The sequence below is a fragment of the Kitasatospora purpeofusca genome (assembly GCF_000718025.1).
Taxonomy (GTDB): domain Bacteria; phylum Actinomycetota; class Actinomycetes; order Streptomycetales; family Streptomycetaceae; genus Kitasatospora; species Kitasatospora purpeofusca.
The window spans coordinates 112,711-129,271 of record NZ_JODS01000006.1 but is presented as its reverse complement, the minus strand read 5'-3'; the positions used below and the strand labels follow the sequence as shown (position 1 = coordinate 129,271).

Genomic DNA, 16,561 nt, shown 5'->3' with positions numbered 1-16,561 from the left:
GCGACCATGTTCCCACCGGCCCCGTCAGCCTGCGAACAGCACCACGGCCGCCACGCCGAGGACCAGCAGCAGGAACACTCCACCGACCAGGAGCGGCCCCAGCAGCGCCGGCGGGATCCGCGGCGGCCGGGCCGCTCCGGGCTCCTCCGCCCGCACCGCTTCCGCCTTCCCCCCGCGCCCGTCCCGGGACCTGCCCGCGGCCGCGGCACCCTTCGCCCGGCGCCGCCGGGCCGGTCCCGCCGACCGGGGCCCCGGAAGTCCCGGCGCACCGGCCACCGCCGGACCGTCCACCGGCTCCGGCGCGCGCGCCAGCAGCTCCGCCAGCTCCAGCGCGATCTCCGCCGCCGTCGGCCGCAGCGCCGGATCGGACTGCACCAGCCGCTCCACCAGCGGCCCCAGCGGCCCGCACGCCTCGGCGGGGACCCGCCGGCCCTCCCGCACCGCCGTCACCAGCTCCGGCACCCCGCTCTCCGGGTACGGCGCCCGCCCGGTCGCCATCCGGTGCAGCAGCACCCCGAGCGCCCAGCAGTCGCCGGCCGGGCCGCCGTCCAGCGGCCACCGCTCGGCCACCGGCCCGACCAGCGCGGCCCGCACCTCGTACCGCCGCCGCCCGCCCGGACCGCCCAGCTCCTCGGCCAGCGCCTCCTCGGCCACCCCGGGGAGCAGCCCGCCCAGCAGGGCCGCACCGTCCTCGCCGACCAGCACCGAGGCGGCCGTCACGTTGCCGTGCACCAGGCCCGCCCCGTGCAGCGCCCGCAGCGCCCCGGCGAGGTCCGCCGCCACCTCCGCCGCCCGGTACGGCGGCAGCGGGCCGGCCCCGAGCAGCGCGTCCAACGGCAGTCCGGCGGGCCGTTCCTCGACCGTCCACAGCAGGTCGCCCTCGACGAACGCCCCGGCGCCCTGCAGCAGTCGGGCGTGCCGGGGCGCCGCGGCGCCGACCGCCGCCACCCGCCGCACCAGCCGCTCCCCCGGCTCCGCGACCGGGCCTTCCGGCTCCTGATCCCCGATCAGCACCGCCGGCAGCTCCAGCGCGCGCATCCGCACGACGTCACCGGTCCGCTCGTCCGCGGCGAACGCGCCCAGCGCCTCCAGGTGGTCCGTCAGCCGATAACGCCCCGCCAGCACCTGCCCCGGGCCCGCTCGCATGCGTGTTCCTCTCCGCTCGCCGCCAAGCCTAGTTGCCCGCGGAAGGCACCGCCCGGGTCCCCCGGATTACCCTCGGTCCATGGACTGGAGCGATCTCATCGACACGGCCTTCGACGTGGCCGGCAACAGCAGCAGTGACCAGCGGGCCGCGACCCTGCGGACGGTCGAGGCGAACGTCGCCCCCGACGAGAAGCCGATCGCCTCCACGGCGGGACGCCACCCCGACCACTTCCGCAAGGGCGTCCTGGTCCTGACCACCCACCGGCTGCTCTTCCTCAAGGACGGCAAGCCCCCGGTCCCGGTTCCGCTCCCGGCGGTCACCGACGCGACCGTCACCAGGACCCGGATCAACGGCGAGGTGCTGCTCGTGGTCGCGCTGACCGGCTCGCACCGCTTCGAGGACGTGGTCAAGGCCGAGGTGTTCGCCGAGCAGATCCGGGCCGCCGCCCGGCTGGCCCGCGAGGGCTCCCGGAAGGAGCCGGTCGCCGCCGCCCCCGCGGCCCCCGCCTCCACCGGCGCCGACCTGCTCGACCAGTTGGAGCGGCTGGCCGCCCTGCACACCGCCGGCGCCCTCACCGCCGAGGAGTTCACCCGCGCCAAACAGCGCCTCATCGGCTGACCGAACGGGCACCCCCGCCCCGAGACCCCGCTGAGACGAGCGGGCGACCCCCGCCCCGAGCCGAAGGGGCGCGCCGGTGCCGAAAGGGTGGGGGCGCCTCCCGGCCGAAGGCTGGGGGAGCGAGGGAGCGACGGAGGAGCGAGGGAGCGCCGACCGTCGGCACCGGACAGAAGCGCCCCGGAGGCGAGCGGGCGACCCCCGCCCCGAGCCGAAGGGGCGCGCCGGTGCCGAAAGGGAGAGCGCGAGGGAGCGACGGAGGAGCGAGGGAGCGCCGACCGTCGGCACCGGACAGAAGCGCCCCGGAGGCGAGCGGGCGAGTTACGGCGCCGGCTGGAAGGTGTCGAACGCCGTCTGCCGTGCCTGCGCGTTCGGCGCCGCCGACCAGTCCGCGTCCGGCGTGGTCCAGTAGATCGCGTAGCCGTACTTGGCCGGGGAGCCGGTGACGAAGCCCCGGTTCAGCGAGTGCGTCCTGGGGGTGCCGTTGGTCCACTCCCAGTCGGCCGCGTTGGTCCACTCCCGGTAGGCGACGGACTGCAGCTGCACCCGCTGGTAGTTGCTCACCTGCCCGCGCAGTCCCGGCTCGGAGGCCTGCCAGTCGGCGAGCGCGCTGGCCCCCGGCGTGGTCGTCCACTCGACCCGCAGGGTGCTGCCGTTGCCCTTGAAGGTACGGCGGTTCGCGTCGGAGCCGGTCGGCTGCAGCCAGTCGGGCAGCACGATCGAGAAGCCGGACGGGTCCTTGTACTCGTGGTACCCGGCCGGCACCACGGCCCCGGTCGGCGTCGGCGTCGGGGTGGCACTGGGAGTCGGCGTGGGCGTCGGCGTCGGCGTGGCGACCGGGGCCGCCGGGGCGGCGGTCGGCGCGGGTGCCGGGGCCTCCCCCGGGCCGGTGCTCTCCGACGCCGTCGCCGGCGCGGCGCCGTCCGTACTGCCGTCCGTGACCGCCGCCACCGGCGCGGTGCCGCGCGCGCCCTCGGCCGAACCGTCCTCGGAGCCGCCGAACGCCTGCAGCAGCACGATCAGGCCCGCGATCAGCAGCAGCACCACCACCGCCGTCGCGACGGCCAGCCGCCGCCGGCCGGTGCGCGGGTCGGCCCCGGCGGCCTGGGTCGCGCCCAGCGTCCACTCACTGGTGACCGGCCTGGCCGCCTCGGCCGAGGTCTCCCCGGACCCCACCGGTACCGCCCCGTCCTCCGGTGCCTCCGGGGTGGCCGGTGCCACCGGCGTCTCCCCGCTCCCGGCGTCCCCGGCCCGGCTGCCCACCCGGACCGTCCCGAGCAGTCCGCCGACCAGCGGCTTGCCGCCCTTGCCCGCGGCCTTGCCGCCGCCCGCGCCGGTGTCACCGCCCGTGCCACTGCCCATGCCACTGCCCGTGTCGCTGCCCGCGCCCGCCACCGGCACCGCGTGCTCGGTGGTCGACTCGGCCCGCGCGGTCGCCTCCGCGACCACCCGCTTGAGCATCGACCGGGTCTGCGGGGCGGTCAGCCGCTCCGCCGGGTCCTTCGCCAGCAGCCCCTCGACCACCGGCCGCAGCGGCCCGGCGTTCACCGGCGCGGTGAGCTCCTCCGTCATGACCGCCGTCAGGGTGGCCAGCGCCGAGCCCCGGTCGTACGGCGGCCGGCCCTCGACCATCGCGTACAGCGTGCCGCCCAGCGACCACAGGTCGGCCGGCGGTCCGGGCTTCTGTCCCTGGGCCCGCTCCGGGGATATGTACGAGGGCGCGCCGACCAGCATCCCGGTCGAGGTGACCGAGGAGTCCCCCTCCACGCTGGCGATGCCGAAGTCCGTGAGCACGACCCGGCCGTCCTCGCCGATCAGCACATTGGACGGCTTGACGTCCCGGTGCAGGATGCCGTGCGCGTGCGCGGCGCTCAGCACGCCGAGCACGTCCAGCGCGATCTCCGCCGCCCGGGCCGGCGCCAGCGGGCCGTCCTCCCGGATGACGTCCGCGAGCGAGCGGGACTCGACCAGCTCCATGACGATCCACGGCCGGTCGTCCTCCTCGACCACGTCGAAGACGGTGACCGCCGAGGAGTGCCGGATCCGCGCCGTCGCCTTGGCCTCGCGCAGGGTCCGGACGATCAGCCGGTGCTTCTCGTCCTCGTCCACGCTGGCGTTCATCCGCAGTTCCTTGACCGCGACCGTCCGGCCCAGCATCTCGTCCTCGGCGCGCCACACTGTGCCCATGCCACCACGACCGAGCACCGCGTCCAGCCGGTAGCGTCCGGCCAGGAGGCGGCCGGTGGAACCCTGCGCCTGGGTCATTCGGAACGTTCCCCCACTGTGCTGCTGGCGGTCGTGATGACGGCACGTCGGACCGGCGTCGGGCCCGAACGCCCAAGCCTCCATCATCCCCTGTCCCGCGCGCGCCCGGCCACCCGGCCCCCGGCCACCCTGGTCAGCCCCCGGACCGGGGCGGCGCTCCGTGCCCGATCTGTGATCGAAAACTCTGTCCGACCGGCTCCGGCCACTGCTAACGTTCGGCAGCTCACCGTCTTTCCGGGGGGAAAAGGACGTCCATGACCGCATCCGCACCGGGCGCTGACGGCCAGTCGACCCGGCCGCCGACCGCCCGGCATTTCTCGGTCGCACCGGAACCGGAGACCCCGGAGGGGTACGTCGCCCCCGGTATGCCCGGTACCCCGGTGGCCGGTTACCACCCCGTCGACCCGGCCGACCCCGCCCCGGCGGCCGACGCGGCACCCGCCCCGGACGCCCCCGGCCGCCGTCGCCGGCGCGGGCGCGGGCGGACCGGCCCGGCGGTGGCGATCGCCGTCCTGGCGATGCTGGCCGGCGCGGCGGCCCTCGGCTGCGCGCCGATCCGCGCGCACACCACCGTCGGCTGGCTGGCCATCGCCCCGGCGGCCGCGGTGGCCTGGCCGCTCGGCCGGCTCGGCGGCACCGGCCGGCTGCTGCCGCCGCTGGGCGCCGTGCTGGCGTCCGGCGCGCTGTTCCTCGGCCAGTTGCTCGGGCAGACCCGGCGGCTGCACCACCTGGCCGGCACCGGGTACGGCGAGCTGCTCCGCGACGCCCTCCCGCTCTGGCGTGCCGACCGCCGCACCCTGGACCTGGTCTTCTACGGCATCGCCGTGATCGGCGGCTTCCTGCTGACCCGCCGGGCCGCCACCCGCCAGTAGCGGGTCCGCCCGGCACCGAACGGCCACCGAGGAGCCACCGAACGGCCCGGGAACGGCGCGAGGCCCCGGTCGCGCGCTGCGACGGGGCCTCGGACGGGAGCGGTCGGCTCAGCGGTGGTGCAGCGCCGGGTTGACGGTCACCTCGACCCGCTGGAACTCCTTGAGCTCGGTGTACCCGGTGGTCGCCATCGCCCGGCGCAGGGCGCCGAACAGGTTCATGGTGCCGTCCGGGGTGTGCGACGGACCGGTGAGGATCTCCTCGGTGTTGCCGACGGTGCCGAGGTCGACCCGCTTGCCGCGCGGCAGCTCCTCGTGCACGGCCTCCATGCCCCAGTGGTAGCCCTTGCCGGGCGCGTCGGTGGCACGGGCCAGCGCGGCACCGATCATCACCGCGTCGGCGCCGCAGGCGACCGCCTTCGGGATGTCGCCGCTGTAGCCGACGCCGCCGTCCGCGATGACGTGCACGTAGCGGCCGCCGGACTCGTCCATGTAGTCGCGGCGGGCCGCGGCCACGTCGGCGACGGCGGTGGCCATCGGGACCTGGATGCCCAGCACGTTGCGGGTGGTGTGCGCGGCGCCGCCGCCGAAGCCCACCAGCACGCCGGCCGCGCCGGTGCGCATCAGGTGCAGGGCGGCGGTGTAGGTGGCGCAGCCGCCGACGATGACCGGGACGTCCAGCTCGTAGATGAACTGCTTCAGGTTGAGCGGCTCGGCGGCACCGGAGACGTGCTCGGCCGAGACGGTGGTGCCGCGGATGACGAAGACATCGACCCCGGCGTCCACGACGGCCTTGGAGAACTCGGCGGTGCGCTGCGGCGAGAGCGCGGCGGCGGTGACCACACCCGAGTCGCGGACCTCCTGGATCCGGTGCTTGATCAGCTCGGCCTTGATCGGCTCGGAGTAGATCTCCTGCAGACGGCGGGTGGCGGCGGCCTCGTCGGTGATCGCGGCGATCTCGTCGAGCAGCGGCTGCGGGTCCTCGTAGCGGGTCCACAGGCCCTCGAGGTTCAGCACGCCCAGGCCGCCGAGGCGGCCGATGTTGATGGCCTGCTGCGGGGAGACCACGCTGTCCATGGGCGCGGCCAGGAACGGCAGCTCGAAACGGTAGGCGTCGATCTGCCAGGCGATCGAGACCTCCTTCGGGTCGCGCGTACGGCGACTGGGGACGACGGCGATGTCGTCGAAGGCGTACGCCCGGCGGCCGCGCTTGCCACGCCCGATCTCGATCTCAGTCACTTCGAGCCCTTCTGCTGGTATTGCTCATGCCGGCCGGGTCACCCCGGCCGCCCCCAGTATCCCGTACCCTCCGGCGGCCGCACGGCGCCGCCCCGCCCCCCGGACCGGCCGCGGACCGGCCACGCGCCGGCGCCCGGACGGCCCGGAGGGCCCGCCACCGGTCGGTGACGGGCCCTCCGAAAGTCGCGTCCGAGCGTTCGATCAGCCGCGGCTGGTGTAGTTCGGCGCCTCGACGGTCATCTGGATGTCGTGCGGGTGGCTCTCCTTGAGGCCCGCCGAGGTGATCCGGACGAACCGGCCCTTGCTCTCCATCTCGGCGACGGTGGCGGCGCCCACGTAGCCCATGGTCTGGCGCAGGCCGCCGACCAGCTGGTAGAGCACGGCGGACAGCGGGCCGCGGTAGGGGACCTGGCCCTCGATGCCCTCGGCGATCAGCTTCTCGTCGCTGGTGACCTCGCCCTGGAAGTAGCGGTCCTTGGAGAAGGAGCGCGCCTGGCCGCGGGTCTGCATGGCGCCCAGCGAGCCCATGCCGCGGTAGGACTTGAACTGCTTGCCGTTGATGAACAGCAGCTCGCCCGGGGACTCCTCGCAGCCGGCCAGCAGCGAGCCGAGCATCACGGTGTCGGCACCGGCGGCGAGCGCCTTGCCGATGTCGCCGGAGTACTGCAGGCCGCCGTCGCCGATGACCGGCACGCCGGCCGCCTGGCAGGCCAGCGCCGCCTCGTAGATCGCGGTGACCTGCGGGACGCCGATGCCGGCGACCACGCGGGTGGTGCAGATGGAGCCCGGGCCGACGCCGACCTTGACGCCGTCCACGCCGGCGTCGATCAGCGCCTGGGCGCCGTCACGGGTGGCGACGTTGCCGCCGACCACGTCGATCCCGACGGCCGACTTGATCTTCGCGATCCAGGACAGCGCGTTGTGGCTGTGGCCGTGCGAGGTGTCGACGACCAGGAAGTCCACGCCCGCCTGGACCAGCGCCTGGGCGCGGTCGAAGGCCTCGGCGCTGGCGCCGACGGCGGCGCCGACCAGCAGCCGGCCCTCGGCGTCCTTGGCGGCGTTCGGGTACTGCTCGGCCTTGACGAAGTCCTTGACGGTGATGAGGCCCTTGATCCGGCCCTCGTCGTCGACCAGCGGCAGCTTCTCGATCTTGTGCCGGCGGAGCAGCGCGATCGCGTCGACGCCGGAGATCCCGACCTTGCCGGTGATCAGCGGCATCGGGGTCATGATCTCGCGGACGCGGCGGCTGCGGTCCGACTCGAAGGCCATGTCGCGGTTGGTGACGATGCCGAGCAGCTTGCCGCCCTCGTCGGCGATCGGCACACCGGAGATGCGGAACTTCGCGCACAGCGCGTCGGCCTCGGCCAGCGTGGTGTCCGGGCCGACCGTGATCGGGTCGGTGACCATGCCGGACTCGGAGCGCTTCACCAGGTCGACCTGGTTGGCCTGGTCCTCGATCGACAGGTTGCGGTGCAGAACGCCGACGCCGCCCTGACGGGCCATCGCGATCGCCATCCGCGACTCGGTGACCTTGTCCATCGCGGCCGAGAGCAGCGGGATGTTCACCCGCACGTTGCGGGAGACCCGCGAGGAGGTGTCGACCTGGTTCGGCAGCACCTCGGACGCCCCCGGCAGCAGCAGGACGTCGTCGTACGTGAGCCCGAGCATCGCGAACTTCTCGGGTACGCCTGCGGCGTTGTAAGACATTTCGGGGGTACCTTCCGTGGCCGGCCTAATCCGCTCACGCCCTGAGGGTGGGGGCGCAGTCATCAGCTCACTCGGACCGCCGAAAGCCCGGTGTCCATTGGAGGATCCTCCAGGGGAACCCCAAGCGCACCGTCGGAACTTTGGCGACCCGCCCAGACGCCGATACCCCATGGTACTGGCACCGCGAATGGGTCCTCGTGCTGCCCTTGACAACACCCGCCCACCGTGAGCCATTCCATGTTCTCGCCCGCTCGCCTCCGGGGCGCTCCCGTCCGGCGCCGACGGTCGTCGCTCCCTCGCTCCCCCAGCCTCCGGCCGGGAGGTGCCCCCACCCTTTCGGCACCGGCGCGCCCCTTCGGCTCGGGGCGGGAAAGGGTTCGGCTGTTAGGAGGACTCCTCCGCCAGGGCGCGGAGGCGGCTCAGGGCGCGGTGCTGGGCGACCCGGACGGCCCCCGGCGACATGCCGAGCACCTCGCCGGTCTCCTCCGCCGAGAGTCCGGCGGCCACCCGCAGCAGCACCAGCTCGCGCTGCCGGGCCGGCAGATTGGAGAGCAGTTCCTTGGCCCACGCGGCGTCGCTGCTGAGCAGCGCCCGCTCCTCCGGGCCGAGCGCGTCGTCCGGCACCTCCGGCAGGTCGTCCTGCGGGACCACGGTCGAGCCGGGCCCGCGCATCGCGGCCCGCTGCAGGTCGGCGATCTTGTGCGCGGCGATCCCGTAGACGAAGGCCTCGAACGGGCGGCCCAGGTCCCGGTAGCGCGGCAGTGCGCAGAGCACCGCGACGCAGACCTCCTGGGCGATGTCGTCGACGTGGTGCCGGGCACCGCCGGGCAGCCGGACCAGCCGGCCGCGGCAGTAGCGCAGCGCCAGCGGGTGGACGTGGGCGAGCAGGGCGTCGATCGCGGGCCCCTCGCCGCGGACGGCGGCCGCGACCAGCGCGGCGAGCGCGACCGGCCCGTCGGCCGGATCCGCGTACGCCGGGCCGGGCCCGGGCGCGGAGGGCTCGGCCTCCACCGGGTCCGCCTCACCGGGAGACCCGGTCACGTCGTCACGCATCGGTCCATGGTGCCTGGTCGCGCGGGAAAACGCGGCACCGCGTCCGGAGTTGTGCACCGGAACGTTATGCGGTGCCGCTCCGGTACGCACCACCGGCCCCTCCTGCACCGCACCGCCTCCCGCCCCACCGCCGCGGACGGTACCGTCCGCGGCGCCGTCCGCCGAGTCTCCTGCGGCTGCGTGGTTCGCCGCAGTTCCTGTCCGCTGGTCCCCGAGGTGCTCCACTCCTCCATGGTGCAACCTCGGGGCCGTAACGTCACACGCCTCCGCACGGGAAATCGCGAGCAGCGGGCCGGAACCGGCGGCGGCGCCGGCGGTCAGCGGACCAGGCCCCACCGGAAGCCCAGGGCCACCGCGTGCGCGCGGTCCGAGGCGCCGAGCTTCTTGAACAGCCGCCGGGCGTGGGTCTTGACGGTGTCCTCGGAGAGGAACAGCTCGCGGCCGATCTCGGCGTTGCTGCGGCCGTGGCTCATGCCCTCCAGCACCTGGATCTCACGTGCCGTCAGGGTCGGCGCGGCCCCCATGTCGGGACTGCGCAGGCGGCGGGGGGCGAGCCGCCAGGTCGGGTCGGCGAGGGCCTGGGTGACGGTGGCCCGCAGTTCGGCGCGCGAGGCGTCCTTGTGCAGGTAACCGCGCGCACCCGCGGCGACCGCGAGCGCGACACCGTCGAGGTCCTCGGCGACGGTGAGCATGATGATCCGGGCACCGGGGTCGGCGGACAGCAGCCGCCGGACCGTCTCCACCCCGCCGAGGCCGGGCATCCGGACGTCCATCAGGACGAGATCGGAGCGGTCGGCCACCCAGCGGCGGAGGACCTCCTCCCCGTTCGTCGCGGTGGTGACCCGATCGACACCGGGTACGGTCGCGACCGCGCGGCGAAGCGCCTCGCGGGCGAGCGGGGAATCGTCGCAAACGAGAACGGAAGTCATGACTGTCGTCCTCCGCAGCTGATCCGCGTCACGTTGAGCCTCCTGGCTGGTACGAACCTCTCCGACACGGCCCACCGGCGTCAGACTCCGTGCCGATCGCCCAGGTTCCCCGCGATCGTTCCCGACGTCCGGCGTCCGCTAACCGCCTCCGCACTTCCAACGACCGTCACTCGAATGAGTTACGGCCTTCAGGGCCATCTCCACCACTGTACGTGGCCGACCCGTTACCGATCAGCCGCATCGCGGTGCACACGCCGCTCTTTTGCGCAGCTCGGGCGCGGTGGGCGTACGACCCGCACACCCGCGCGGCGCTTCGCGCGCCGGTCCACCACCCGATTGCCACGCTTGCGCCGGGCGACTGTCGGCTCGACAGTCATGCCCACTTTGCCCGTTTTTAGAGCTTTTGTATGGTCATTGACTGTTGTGCCACTCTGTGGGTGACTTGTCCATGGAGTTGCCGTAAGTCATATTTCCAGGTGTCCACACCGCGCCGGACGCCCCGCCGAGCCGACTCCAGCGCGACCCGCTGGTGACCGGCCCGCGGTCGACGACCTCTGAAGGGAATGAGCCATGGCAGATTTCTCCCGCCTCCCCGGCCCCAACGCGGATCTCTGGGACTGGCAGCTCTCCGCAGCCTGCCGCGGCGTGGACAGCTCCCTCTTCTTCCACCCCGAGGGAGAGCGCGGCGCCGCCCGCAGTTCACGCGAAGCCAGCGCCAAGGAGGTCTGCACCCGCTGCCCGGTCCGCACCGAGTGCGCCGCGCACGCGCTGGCGGTCCGCGAGCCGTACGGCGTGTGGGGAGGCCTCACCGAGGACGAACGCGAGGAGCTGATGGGCCGCTCGCGCCACCGTCTGGTGGAAGTACCGCTGGTCGCTCCGGGCGTGTCCCAGCAGTAGGCGGCCGGTTCCGCGCCGGCGCGAAGAAACGTTTCTTCACCGGCCTCCACCGGCCCAGCCCGGCCCGTCCGGGCCTGCCCCGCCCCCGTGCGACCCCACCGACCCCCTCCGGGTGACCACCGTCCGGAGCCCGGCCCCGCCGGCCGGGTCCCGCCCGGCGGCCCGCTCCCGCGGCGGCCGGGCGGGGCGGCGTCGTCAGCGGCCGGCGGCCGCCCCGGACAGCCGCTCCAGCATCAGCGCCACCGCCGGCACCTCGGCGAGGTCCGGCAGGGTCAGCGCGACCACCTGCCGTACCGCCGGGGCCCCCGACGCGGCGTGCACCGCCACCGTCGCCACCCCGTCCGGGCGCACCGACTCCAGCGCCAGTCCGGGCAGCACCGCCACCCCGAGCCCGGCCGCCACCAGTCCGACCACCGCCGGGTAGTCGTCGGTGGCGAAGTCGATCCGCGGCTCGAAGCCGGCCCCCGCGCACAGCTCCACCAGGTGGCCCCGGCACTGCGGGCAGCCGGCGATCCACTGCTCCTCCGCCAGCTCGGCCAGCTCCACCGGCCCGCCGCGCCCGGCCAGCCGGTGCCCGGCGGGCAGCAGGCCGACCAGCGGGTCGTCCAGCAGCGGGGTGGCCACCAGATCGGACCAGTCGGCGCCGGCGCTCAGCTGCTGGGCCTCCAGATTGGCCTCGGCGCGCGCCTCCCGCGGCGTACCGTGCGCGGGCGCGGGCACGGCGGCGGCACCGGGGGTCTGCGGGTAGCGGAAGGCGAGCGCGACCTCGCACTCGCCGCCGCGCAGCATCGCCAGCGACTCCGGCGGCTCCGCCTCGACCAGCGACACGCGGACCCCCGGATGGGTGCCCCGCAGCCGGGCGACGGCCGGCGGCACCAGGGTGGAACTGGCGGTCGGGAAGGACACCAGCCGGACCCGTCCGGCCCGCAGCCCGGCGATCGCGGCGACCTCCTCCTCGGCGGCGGAGAGTCCGGCGAGGATTCCGGTGGCATGCTTGAGCAGCACCCGACCGGCCTCGCTGAGCTGCATCCCGCGGCCCGAACGGACCACCAGCGGGGTGTCCACGGACTTCTCCAGGGCCTTCATCTGCTGGCTGATCGCGGGCTGGGTGCAACCCAGCTCACGAGCGGCGGCGGAGAAGGAGCCGGTGCGGGCGACGGCACGCAGGACGCGCAGATGGCGGGCCTCGATCATGCCTCCAAGATATAAGGCATTCTTTGCAACAAGCAAAATTCAACTGATAGTTGAAGGCTGGAACACACCGGCGCGGCCGGGCTCGGGCCCGCTCCGCGCCGCAACGCCGGAGGCCCGGCCCGCCACCCCCAGCGGGGCGCGGACCGGGCCTCCGGTCAGTGCGTCGGGCCTCAGTGCGAGTGGCCGTGACCGCCGTGGCTGTGACCGGCGTCGGCCTCCTCCTCCTTCTTCTCCACCACGAGGGTCTCGGTGGTGAGAAGCAGGGAGGCGATCGAGGCGGCGTTCTCCAGGGCGGAGCGGGTGACCTTGACCGGGTCGATGACGCCGGCCTTCACCAGGTCGCCGTACTCGCCGGTGGCGGCGTTGTAGCCCTGGCCCAGCTCCAGCTCGGCGACCTTGGAGGTGATGACGTAGCCCTCCAGGCCGGCGTTCTGGGCGATCCAGCGCAGCGGCTCGTGCAGCGCCTTGCGGACGACCGCGACACCGGTGGCCTCGTCGCCCGACAGGCCCAGGCCGCCGTCCAGCACCTTGGCGGCGTGGACCAGGGAGGCGCCACCACCGGCGACGATGCCCTCCTCGACCGCGGCACGGGTCGCCGAGATGGCGTCCTCGAGGCGGTGCTTGCGCTCCTTGAGCTCCACCTCGGTGGCGGCACCGACGCGGATGACGCAGACGCCGCCGGCCAGCTTGGCCAGGCGCTCCTGCAGCTTCTCGCGGTCCCAGTCCGAGTCGGTGTTGGCGATCTCGCCCTTGATCTGGGCGACGCGGCCGGTCACGGCCTCGGAGTCACCGGCACCGTCGACGACGATCGTCTCGTCCTTGGTGACGGTCACGCGGCGGGCGGAGCCCAGCACGTCCAGACCGGCCTGGTCGAGCTTGAGGCCGACCTCCTCGGAGATCACGGTGCCGCCGGTGAGGACGGCCAGGTCGCCGAGGATCGCCTTGCGGCGGTCGCCGAAGCCCGGGGCCTTGACGGCCACCGCGTTGAAGGTGCCGCGGATCTTGTTCACCACGAGGGTGGACAGCGCCTCGCCGTCGACGTCCTCGGCGATGATCAGCAGCGGGCGGGAGGTGCCGCCCTGCAGGATCTTCTCCAGCAGCGGGAGCAGCTCCTGGATGGAGGAGATCTTGCCCTGGTTGATCAGGATGTACGGGTCCTCGAGGACCGCTTCCTGACGCTCCGCGTCGGTGACGAAGTACGGCGACAGGTAGCCCTTGTCGAACTGCATGCCCTCGGTGAAGTCCAGCTCCACGCCGAAGGTGTTCGACTCCTCGACGGTGATGACACCGTCCTTGCCGACCTTGTCGATCGCCTCGGCGATCAGCTCGCCGACCTGGGTGTCCTGCGCGGAGAGGGACGCGACGGCGGCGACGTCATCCTTGCCCTCGATCTCGCGGGCGACCGACAGCAGGTGCTCGGAGACGGCGGCGACGGCCTTGTCGATGCCCTTCTTCAGGGCGGCCGGGCCGGCGCCCGCGGCGACGTTGCGCAGACCCTCGTTGACCAGGGCCTGGGCCAGCACGGTGGCGGTGGTGGTGCCGTCGCCCGCGACGTCGTTGGTCTTGGTGGCGACCTCCTTGACGAGCTGCGCGCCAAGGTTCTCGTACGGGTCGTCGAGCTCGACCTCACGGGCGATGGTGACACCGTCGTTGGTGATGGTCGGGGCGCCGAACTTCTTGTCGATGACGACGTTGCGGCCCTTGGGGCCGATGGTCACCTTGACGGTGTCGGCCAGCTTGTTGACACCGCGCTCGAGCGAGCGGCGGGCGTCCTCGTCGAACTGCAGGATCTTCGGCATGTTCCCTATTCCTTCGGGGTGCGGCCGTCGCCGGCCGCTCGACTACGTGAACCAACAGCCACGCCCCGGCCCCTGTCACTAGGGACACGGATCCGGGGCGTGGCTGAACGCTTTTACTTCTCGATGATCGCGAGAACGTCGCGCGCGGAGAGCACCAGGTACTCCTCGCCCTGGTACTTCACCTCGGTGCCGCCGTACTTCGAGTACAGGACGATGTCACCCACGGCGACGTCGAGCGGCAGACGCTGGCCGTCCTCGAAGCGGCCCGGGCCGACAGCCAGGACGACGCCCTCCTGGGGCTTCTCCTTGGCGGTGTCCGGGATAACCAGGCCGGAGGCCGTGGTGGTCTCGGCGTCGAGCGGCTGGACCACAATGCGGTCCTCGAGCGGCTTGATGGCAACCTTGCTGCTGGTGGTCACGTCCGAGCTCCCCTTCGGAGATTACGGGGTTTTCTAACGGGTAGGGGCGAACTCACGGATCTGCCGTCGCGGGGGTCAGACACGCATTGTCGCGTTAGCACTCCCCCGGTGGTGAGTGCTAGTGACGACCATAGGCCGCCGTTAGCACTCAGTCAACCAGAGTGCCAACGCCACGCGGGCCGGTCCCACCGGACGCACCCGTGGCGGCGCGCCCCCGTCCGCGGGGCCGGCGCCCCCGGCCCGCCCGTGACCGGCGAGAATGAGCGGGTGGAGAACGACGACCTGCGGGCCCTGCTGACCGAGCGGGGCCAGTCCCTGCTCGCCGAACTGCGCGAATTCGCGCCCGAGGAGGAGCTGGCACTCGCCACCCGGCTGCGCAAGGAGCACCCCGCCGAGCTGGTCTCGGCCGCCTTCGGGCAGGCCCGGCTGCGGCAGCGGGCCCGGGCCAAGTTCGGCGCCGACGCCGATCTCATGTACTTCACGCCCAACGGCGTCGAGCAGTCCACCCGGCGCGAGGTCGCCGAGTGGCGGGCCGAACGGTTCGCCGGACTCGGGGTGAAGCGGCTGGCCGACCTCTGCTGCGGCATCGGCGGCGACGTCCTGGCACTGGCCCGGGCCGGGATCGAGGTGCTCGCGGTCGACCGGGACCCGGCGGCCTGCGCCGCGCTCGCCGCCAACGCGGCCGCGCTGGGCCTGGCCGAACTGGTCGAGGTGCGCTGCGCGGACGTCGCCGAGGTCGACGTCACCGGCTACGACGCGGTCTTCACCGACCCCGCCCGGCGCACCGCGCGCGGCCGGGTCTTCGACCCCGAGGCGTACGCCCCGCCGCTGTCCTGGGCGATCGAGGCCGGCCGGCGGGCCCCGATCGGCGCGCTCAAGGTGGCGCCCGGCATCCCGCACGAGGCCGTGCCGGCCGACGCCGAGGCCGAGTGGGTGTCGGACCACGGCGACGTCAAGGAGGCGGTGCTCTGGTTCGGCACCCGCGCCGGGCACCCGCACCGCGCCACCCTGCTGCCCCAGCGGGCCGGCCTCACCGGCGGCGACCTGCCCGACCCCCCGGCCGGACCGGTCGGCCGCTACCTGTACGAGCCGGACGGCGCCGTGATCCGCGCCCACCTGGTCGCCGAGGTGGCCGGGCTGGTGAACGGGCGGCTGATCGATCCGAAGATCGCGTACCTGACCTCCGACGAGCTGGTGGACACCCCGTACGCGCACGCCTTCGAGCTGACCGACGTGCTGCCGTTCCACATCAAGAAGCTCAAGGCGCTGCTGCGCGAGCGCGGGGTCGGCACGGTGGTGATCAAGAAGCGCGGGATGGCGATCACCCCGGAGGAGCTGCGCCGGCAGCTGCGGCCCACCGGTCCGAACTCCGTCACGGTGGTCCTCAGCCGCACCGACAACGGCCCGCTGATGATGCTCGGCCGGCCCGTCACCGGACCGGCCGCGGCCGTTCAGGCGGCCGGCGCCTCGATGTAGTCCTCCAGCCGGGCCACCGCGAAGCCCTGCTCCTGGATCCGGGCCAGCAGCTCGCCGAACATCTGCGTCATCGTCTCGCCCTTGAGGTCCTTCGGGCCCCGGAAGTGGGCGAGCACGATGTCGCCGGCCCGCAGCTTCTTGTCCGCGGCCTGGTACTGCATGTCGTGGATCTGCATCGACTCGCGCCACAGCACGACCGCCCTCGGCCCGCACTGCTGCACCGCGGTGTTGAGCGCCGGCGTGTTGGCGCCGTCGCCGTACGGCGGGCGGAACAGCAGCGGCGGGGTGCCGTACTGCTGGGTGAGCGCGGCCTGGGCGTCGCAGATCTCGGACTTCTGCTTCTCCGGCGGCACCTTGCTCATCTGGGCGTGGTCCACGGTGTGGTTGTGGATGTGGTTGCCGAGCGCCTGGAGGCGCTTGAAGTAGCCGTAGTCGTCCTTGACGATGTCGCGGGTCAGGAACATCGACACCGGCACCTTGAGGTCGGTCAGCATCTCGACGAACTTCGGGTCCTTCTCGGCACCGTCGTCGATGGTGACGAAGACGACCTTGTCGGAGGTCTTCACCTCGCTGAACACCGGGACCGGCCCGGTCCGCGCGAGCTTCACCGGCTTGTCGGCGGGTGCCGGCGGCGCCGGCGGCAGCGGCGTCAGGTGCCACTTCGCCCACGCGGCGGCGTCCCCCGCGGCCGGGGCGCCGGTCGGGGACGCGGTCGGCGACGGGCTCCCGGGCCGCGACGGCCACGGGGCGGCCGTCGCCGGGGAACCGCTCGCCGGGGAGCCGCTCGCCGGGACCAGCGCGGCCGAGGCCGCGCCGCTGTCACCGCCGCTCGTGCATCCGGTGGCGGCGGCCAGCAGGGCCAGCGCCCCCGCCGCGTACACCGTCGTCCTGCTCCGTGCGTGCCTGTTCACCGCGCCGTGCTCCCCGCTCCCGTTCAGCGACCTCGATCGCT

Annotated in this window: 14 protein-coding genes; 4 read left to right on the top strand and 10 right to left on the bottom strand. The window is 73.8% G+C overall.

Annotated elements, in window-relative coordinates; genetic code table 11:
* Positions 1-24 precede the first annotated feature (24 nt).
* Positions 25-1,146 (bottom strand): protein kinase family protein, encoded by a 1,122-nt coding sequence (locus tag IF01_RS48185; protein WP_051755225.1) that lies wholly within the window; start codon positions 1,144-1,146, stop codon positions 25-27.
* Positions 1,147-1,225: 79 nt separating this feature from the next.
* Between IF01_RS48185 and IF01_RS0112060 the strand changes: the two genes are divergently transcribed.
* Positions 1,226-1,765, top strand: coding sequence for an SHOCT domain-containing protein (locus IF01_RS0112060; protein ID WP_030393343.1), 540 nt, complete (start codon positions 1,226-1,228; stop codon positions 1,763-1,765).
* A 318-nt stretch (positions 1,766-2,083) separates the two neighbouring features.
* Here the strand turns inward: IF01_RS0112060 and IF01_RS0112055 are convergent, their stop codons facing one another.
* Complete coding sequence (locus tag IF01_RS0112055; protein ID WP_030393342.1) at positions 2,084-4,027, bottom strand: serine/threonine-protein kinase; 1,944 nt, start codon at positions 4,025-4,027, stop codon at positions 2,084-2,086.
* A 254-nt stretch (positions 4,028-4,281) separates the two neighbouring features.
* On the opposite strand from IF01_RS0112055, the gene IF01_RS0112050 reads away from it, so the two are divergent.
* Positions 4,282-4,899: a hypothetical protein gene (locus IF01_RS0112050; protein WP_030393341.1), complete on the top strand. Its 618-nt coding sequence runs from the start codon at positions 4,282-4,284 to the stop codon at positions 4,897-4,899.
* 108 nt (positions 4,900-5,007) lie between these two features.
* On the opposite strand, the gene IF01_RS0112045 is transcribed toward IF01_RS0112050, so the two are convergent.
* The 4 genes from IF01_RS0112045 to IF01_RS0112030 all read right to left on the bottom strand — a co-directional run bounded on the left by IF01_RS0112045 (position 5,008) and on the right by IF01_RS0112030 (position 9,824).
* A complete protein-coding gene (locus IF01_RS0112045) occupies positions 5,008-6,135 on the bottom strand; it encodes a GuaB3 family IMP dehydrogenase-related protein (RefSeq protein WP_030393340.1) in 1,128 nt (375 codons plus the stop codon).
* A gap of 201 nt (positions 6,136-6,336) precedes the next feature.
* On the bottom strand, positions 6,337-7,842 hold the full coding sequence (gene guaB / locus IF01_RS0112040; RefSeq protein WP_030393339.1) for an IMP dehydrogenase: 1,506 nt from the start codon (positions 7,840-7,842) through the stop codon (positions 6,337-6,339).
* Between the two features lie 384 nt (positions 7,843-8,226).
* The gene (gene shbA / locus IF01_RS0112035; protein WP_279617258.1) at positions 8,227-8,895 is read right to left on the bottom strand and encodes an RNA polymerase sigma factor ShbA; all 669 of its coding nucleotides are present in this window, start codon (positions 8,893-8,895) and stop codon (positions 8,227-8,229) included.
* Between the two features lie 317 nt (positions 8,896-9,212).
* A complete protein-coding gene (locus IF01_RS0112030; protein WP_014136228.1) occupies positions 9,213-9,824 on the bottom strand; it encodes a response regulator transcription factor in 612 nt (203 codons plus the stop codon).
* Between the two features lie 570 nt (positions 9,825-10,394).
* Here IF01_RS0112030 and IF01_RS0112025 point away from each other — a divergent pair.
* Entirely contained in the window at positions 10,395-10,721 is a 327-nt protein-coding gene (locus IF01_RS0112025) for a WhiB family transcriptional regulator (protein WP_030393337.1), read from the top strand.
* A 195-nt stretch (positions 10,722-10,916) separates the two neighbouring features.
* On the opposite strand, the gene IF01_RS0112020 is transcribed toward IF01_RS0112025, so the two are convergent.
* From IF01_RS0112020 to groES, 3 genes are all read right to left on the bottom strand, one after another.
* The gene (locus tag IF01_RS0112020; RefSeq protein WP_030393336.1) at positions 10,917-11,915 is read right to left on the bottom strand and encodes a LysR family transcriptional regulator; all 999 of its coding nucleotides are present in this window, start codon (positions 11,913-11,915) and stop codon (positions 10,917-10,919) included.
* 170 nt (positions 11,916-12,085) lie between these two features.
* Entirely contained in the window at positions 12,086-13,714 is a 1,629-nt protein-coding gene (gene groL, locus IF01_RS0112015; protein ID WP_030393335.1) for a chaperonin GroEL, read from the bottom strand.
* Positions 13,715-13,827: 113 nt separating this feature from the next.
* Complete coding sequence (gene groES, locus IF01_RS0112010) at positions 13,828-14,133, bottom strand: co-chaperone GroES (RefSeq protein WP_014136232.1); 306 nt, start codon at positions 14,131-14,133, stop codon at positions 13,828-13,830.
* A 267-nt stretch (positions 14,134-14,400) separates the two neighbouring features.
* On the opposite strand from groES, the gene IF01_RS0112005 reads away from it, so the two are divergent.
* Positions 14,401-15,609 carry a class I SAM-dependent methyltransferase gene (locus IF01_RS0112005; RefSeq protein ID WP_030393334.1) on the top strand — a complete coding sequence of 403 codons (1,209 nt, stop codon included), beginning with the start codon at positions 14,401-14,403 and terminating at the stop codon, positions 15,607-15,609.
* Here the strand turns inward: IF01_RS0112005 and IF01_RS0112000 are convergent.
* Complete coding sequence (locus IF01_RS0112000) at positions 15,585-16,520, bottom strand: polysaccharide deacetylase family protein (protein WP_051755223.1); 936 nt, start codon at positions 16,518-16,520, stop codon at positions 15,585-15,587. The genes IF01_RS0112005 and IF01_RS0112000 overlap by 25 nt on opposite strands.
* Positions 16,521-16,561 lie beyond the last annotated feature (41 nt).

Coding starts and splice junctions, on each gene's coding strand:
- IF01_RS0112060 (WP_030393343.1), top strand. CDS start 1,226: ATGGACTGGAGCGATCTCATCGACACGGCCTTCGACGTGGCCGGCAAC.
- guaB (WP_030393339.1), bottom strand. CDS start 7,842: ATGTCTTACAACGCCGCAGGCGTACCCGAGAAGTTCGCGATGCTCGGG.
- IF01_RS0112020 (WP_030393336.1), bottom strand. CDS start 11,915: ATGATCGAGGCCCGCCATCTGCGCGTCCTGCGTGCCGTCGCCCGCACC.
- IF01_RS0112050 (WP_030393341.1), top strand. CDS start 4,282: ATGACCGCATCCGCACCGGGCGCTGACGGCCAGTCGACCCGGCCGCCG.
- IF01_RS0112055 (WP_030393342.1), bottom strand. CDS start 4,027: ATGACCCAGGCGCAGGGTTCCACCGGCCGCCTCCTGGCCGGACGCTAC.
- IF01_RS0112030 (WP_014136228.1), bottom strand. CDS start 9,824: ATGACTTCCGTTCTCGTTTGCGACGATTCCCCGCTCGCCCGCGAGGCG.
- IF01_RS0112025 (WP_030393337.1), top strand. CDS start 10,395: ATGGCAGATTTCTCCCGCCTCCCCGGCCCCAACGCGGATCTCTGGGAC.
- shbA (WP_279617258.1), bottom strand. CDS start 8,895: ATGCGTGACGACGTGACCGGGTCTCCCGGTGAGGCGGACCCGGTGGAG.
- groL (WP_030393335.1), bottom strand. CDS start 13,714: ATGCCGAAGATCCTGCAGTTCGACGAGGACGCCCGCCGCTCGCTCGAG.
- IF01_RS48185 (WP_051755225.1), bottom strand. CDS start 1,146: ATGCGAGCGGGCCCGGGGCAGGTGCTGGCGGGGCGTTATCGGCTGACG.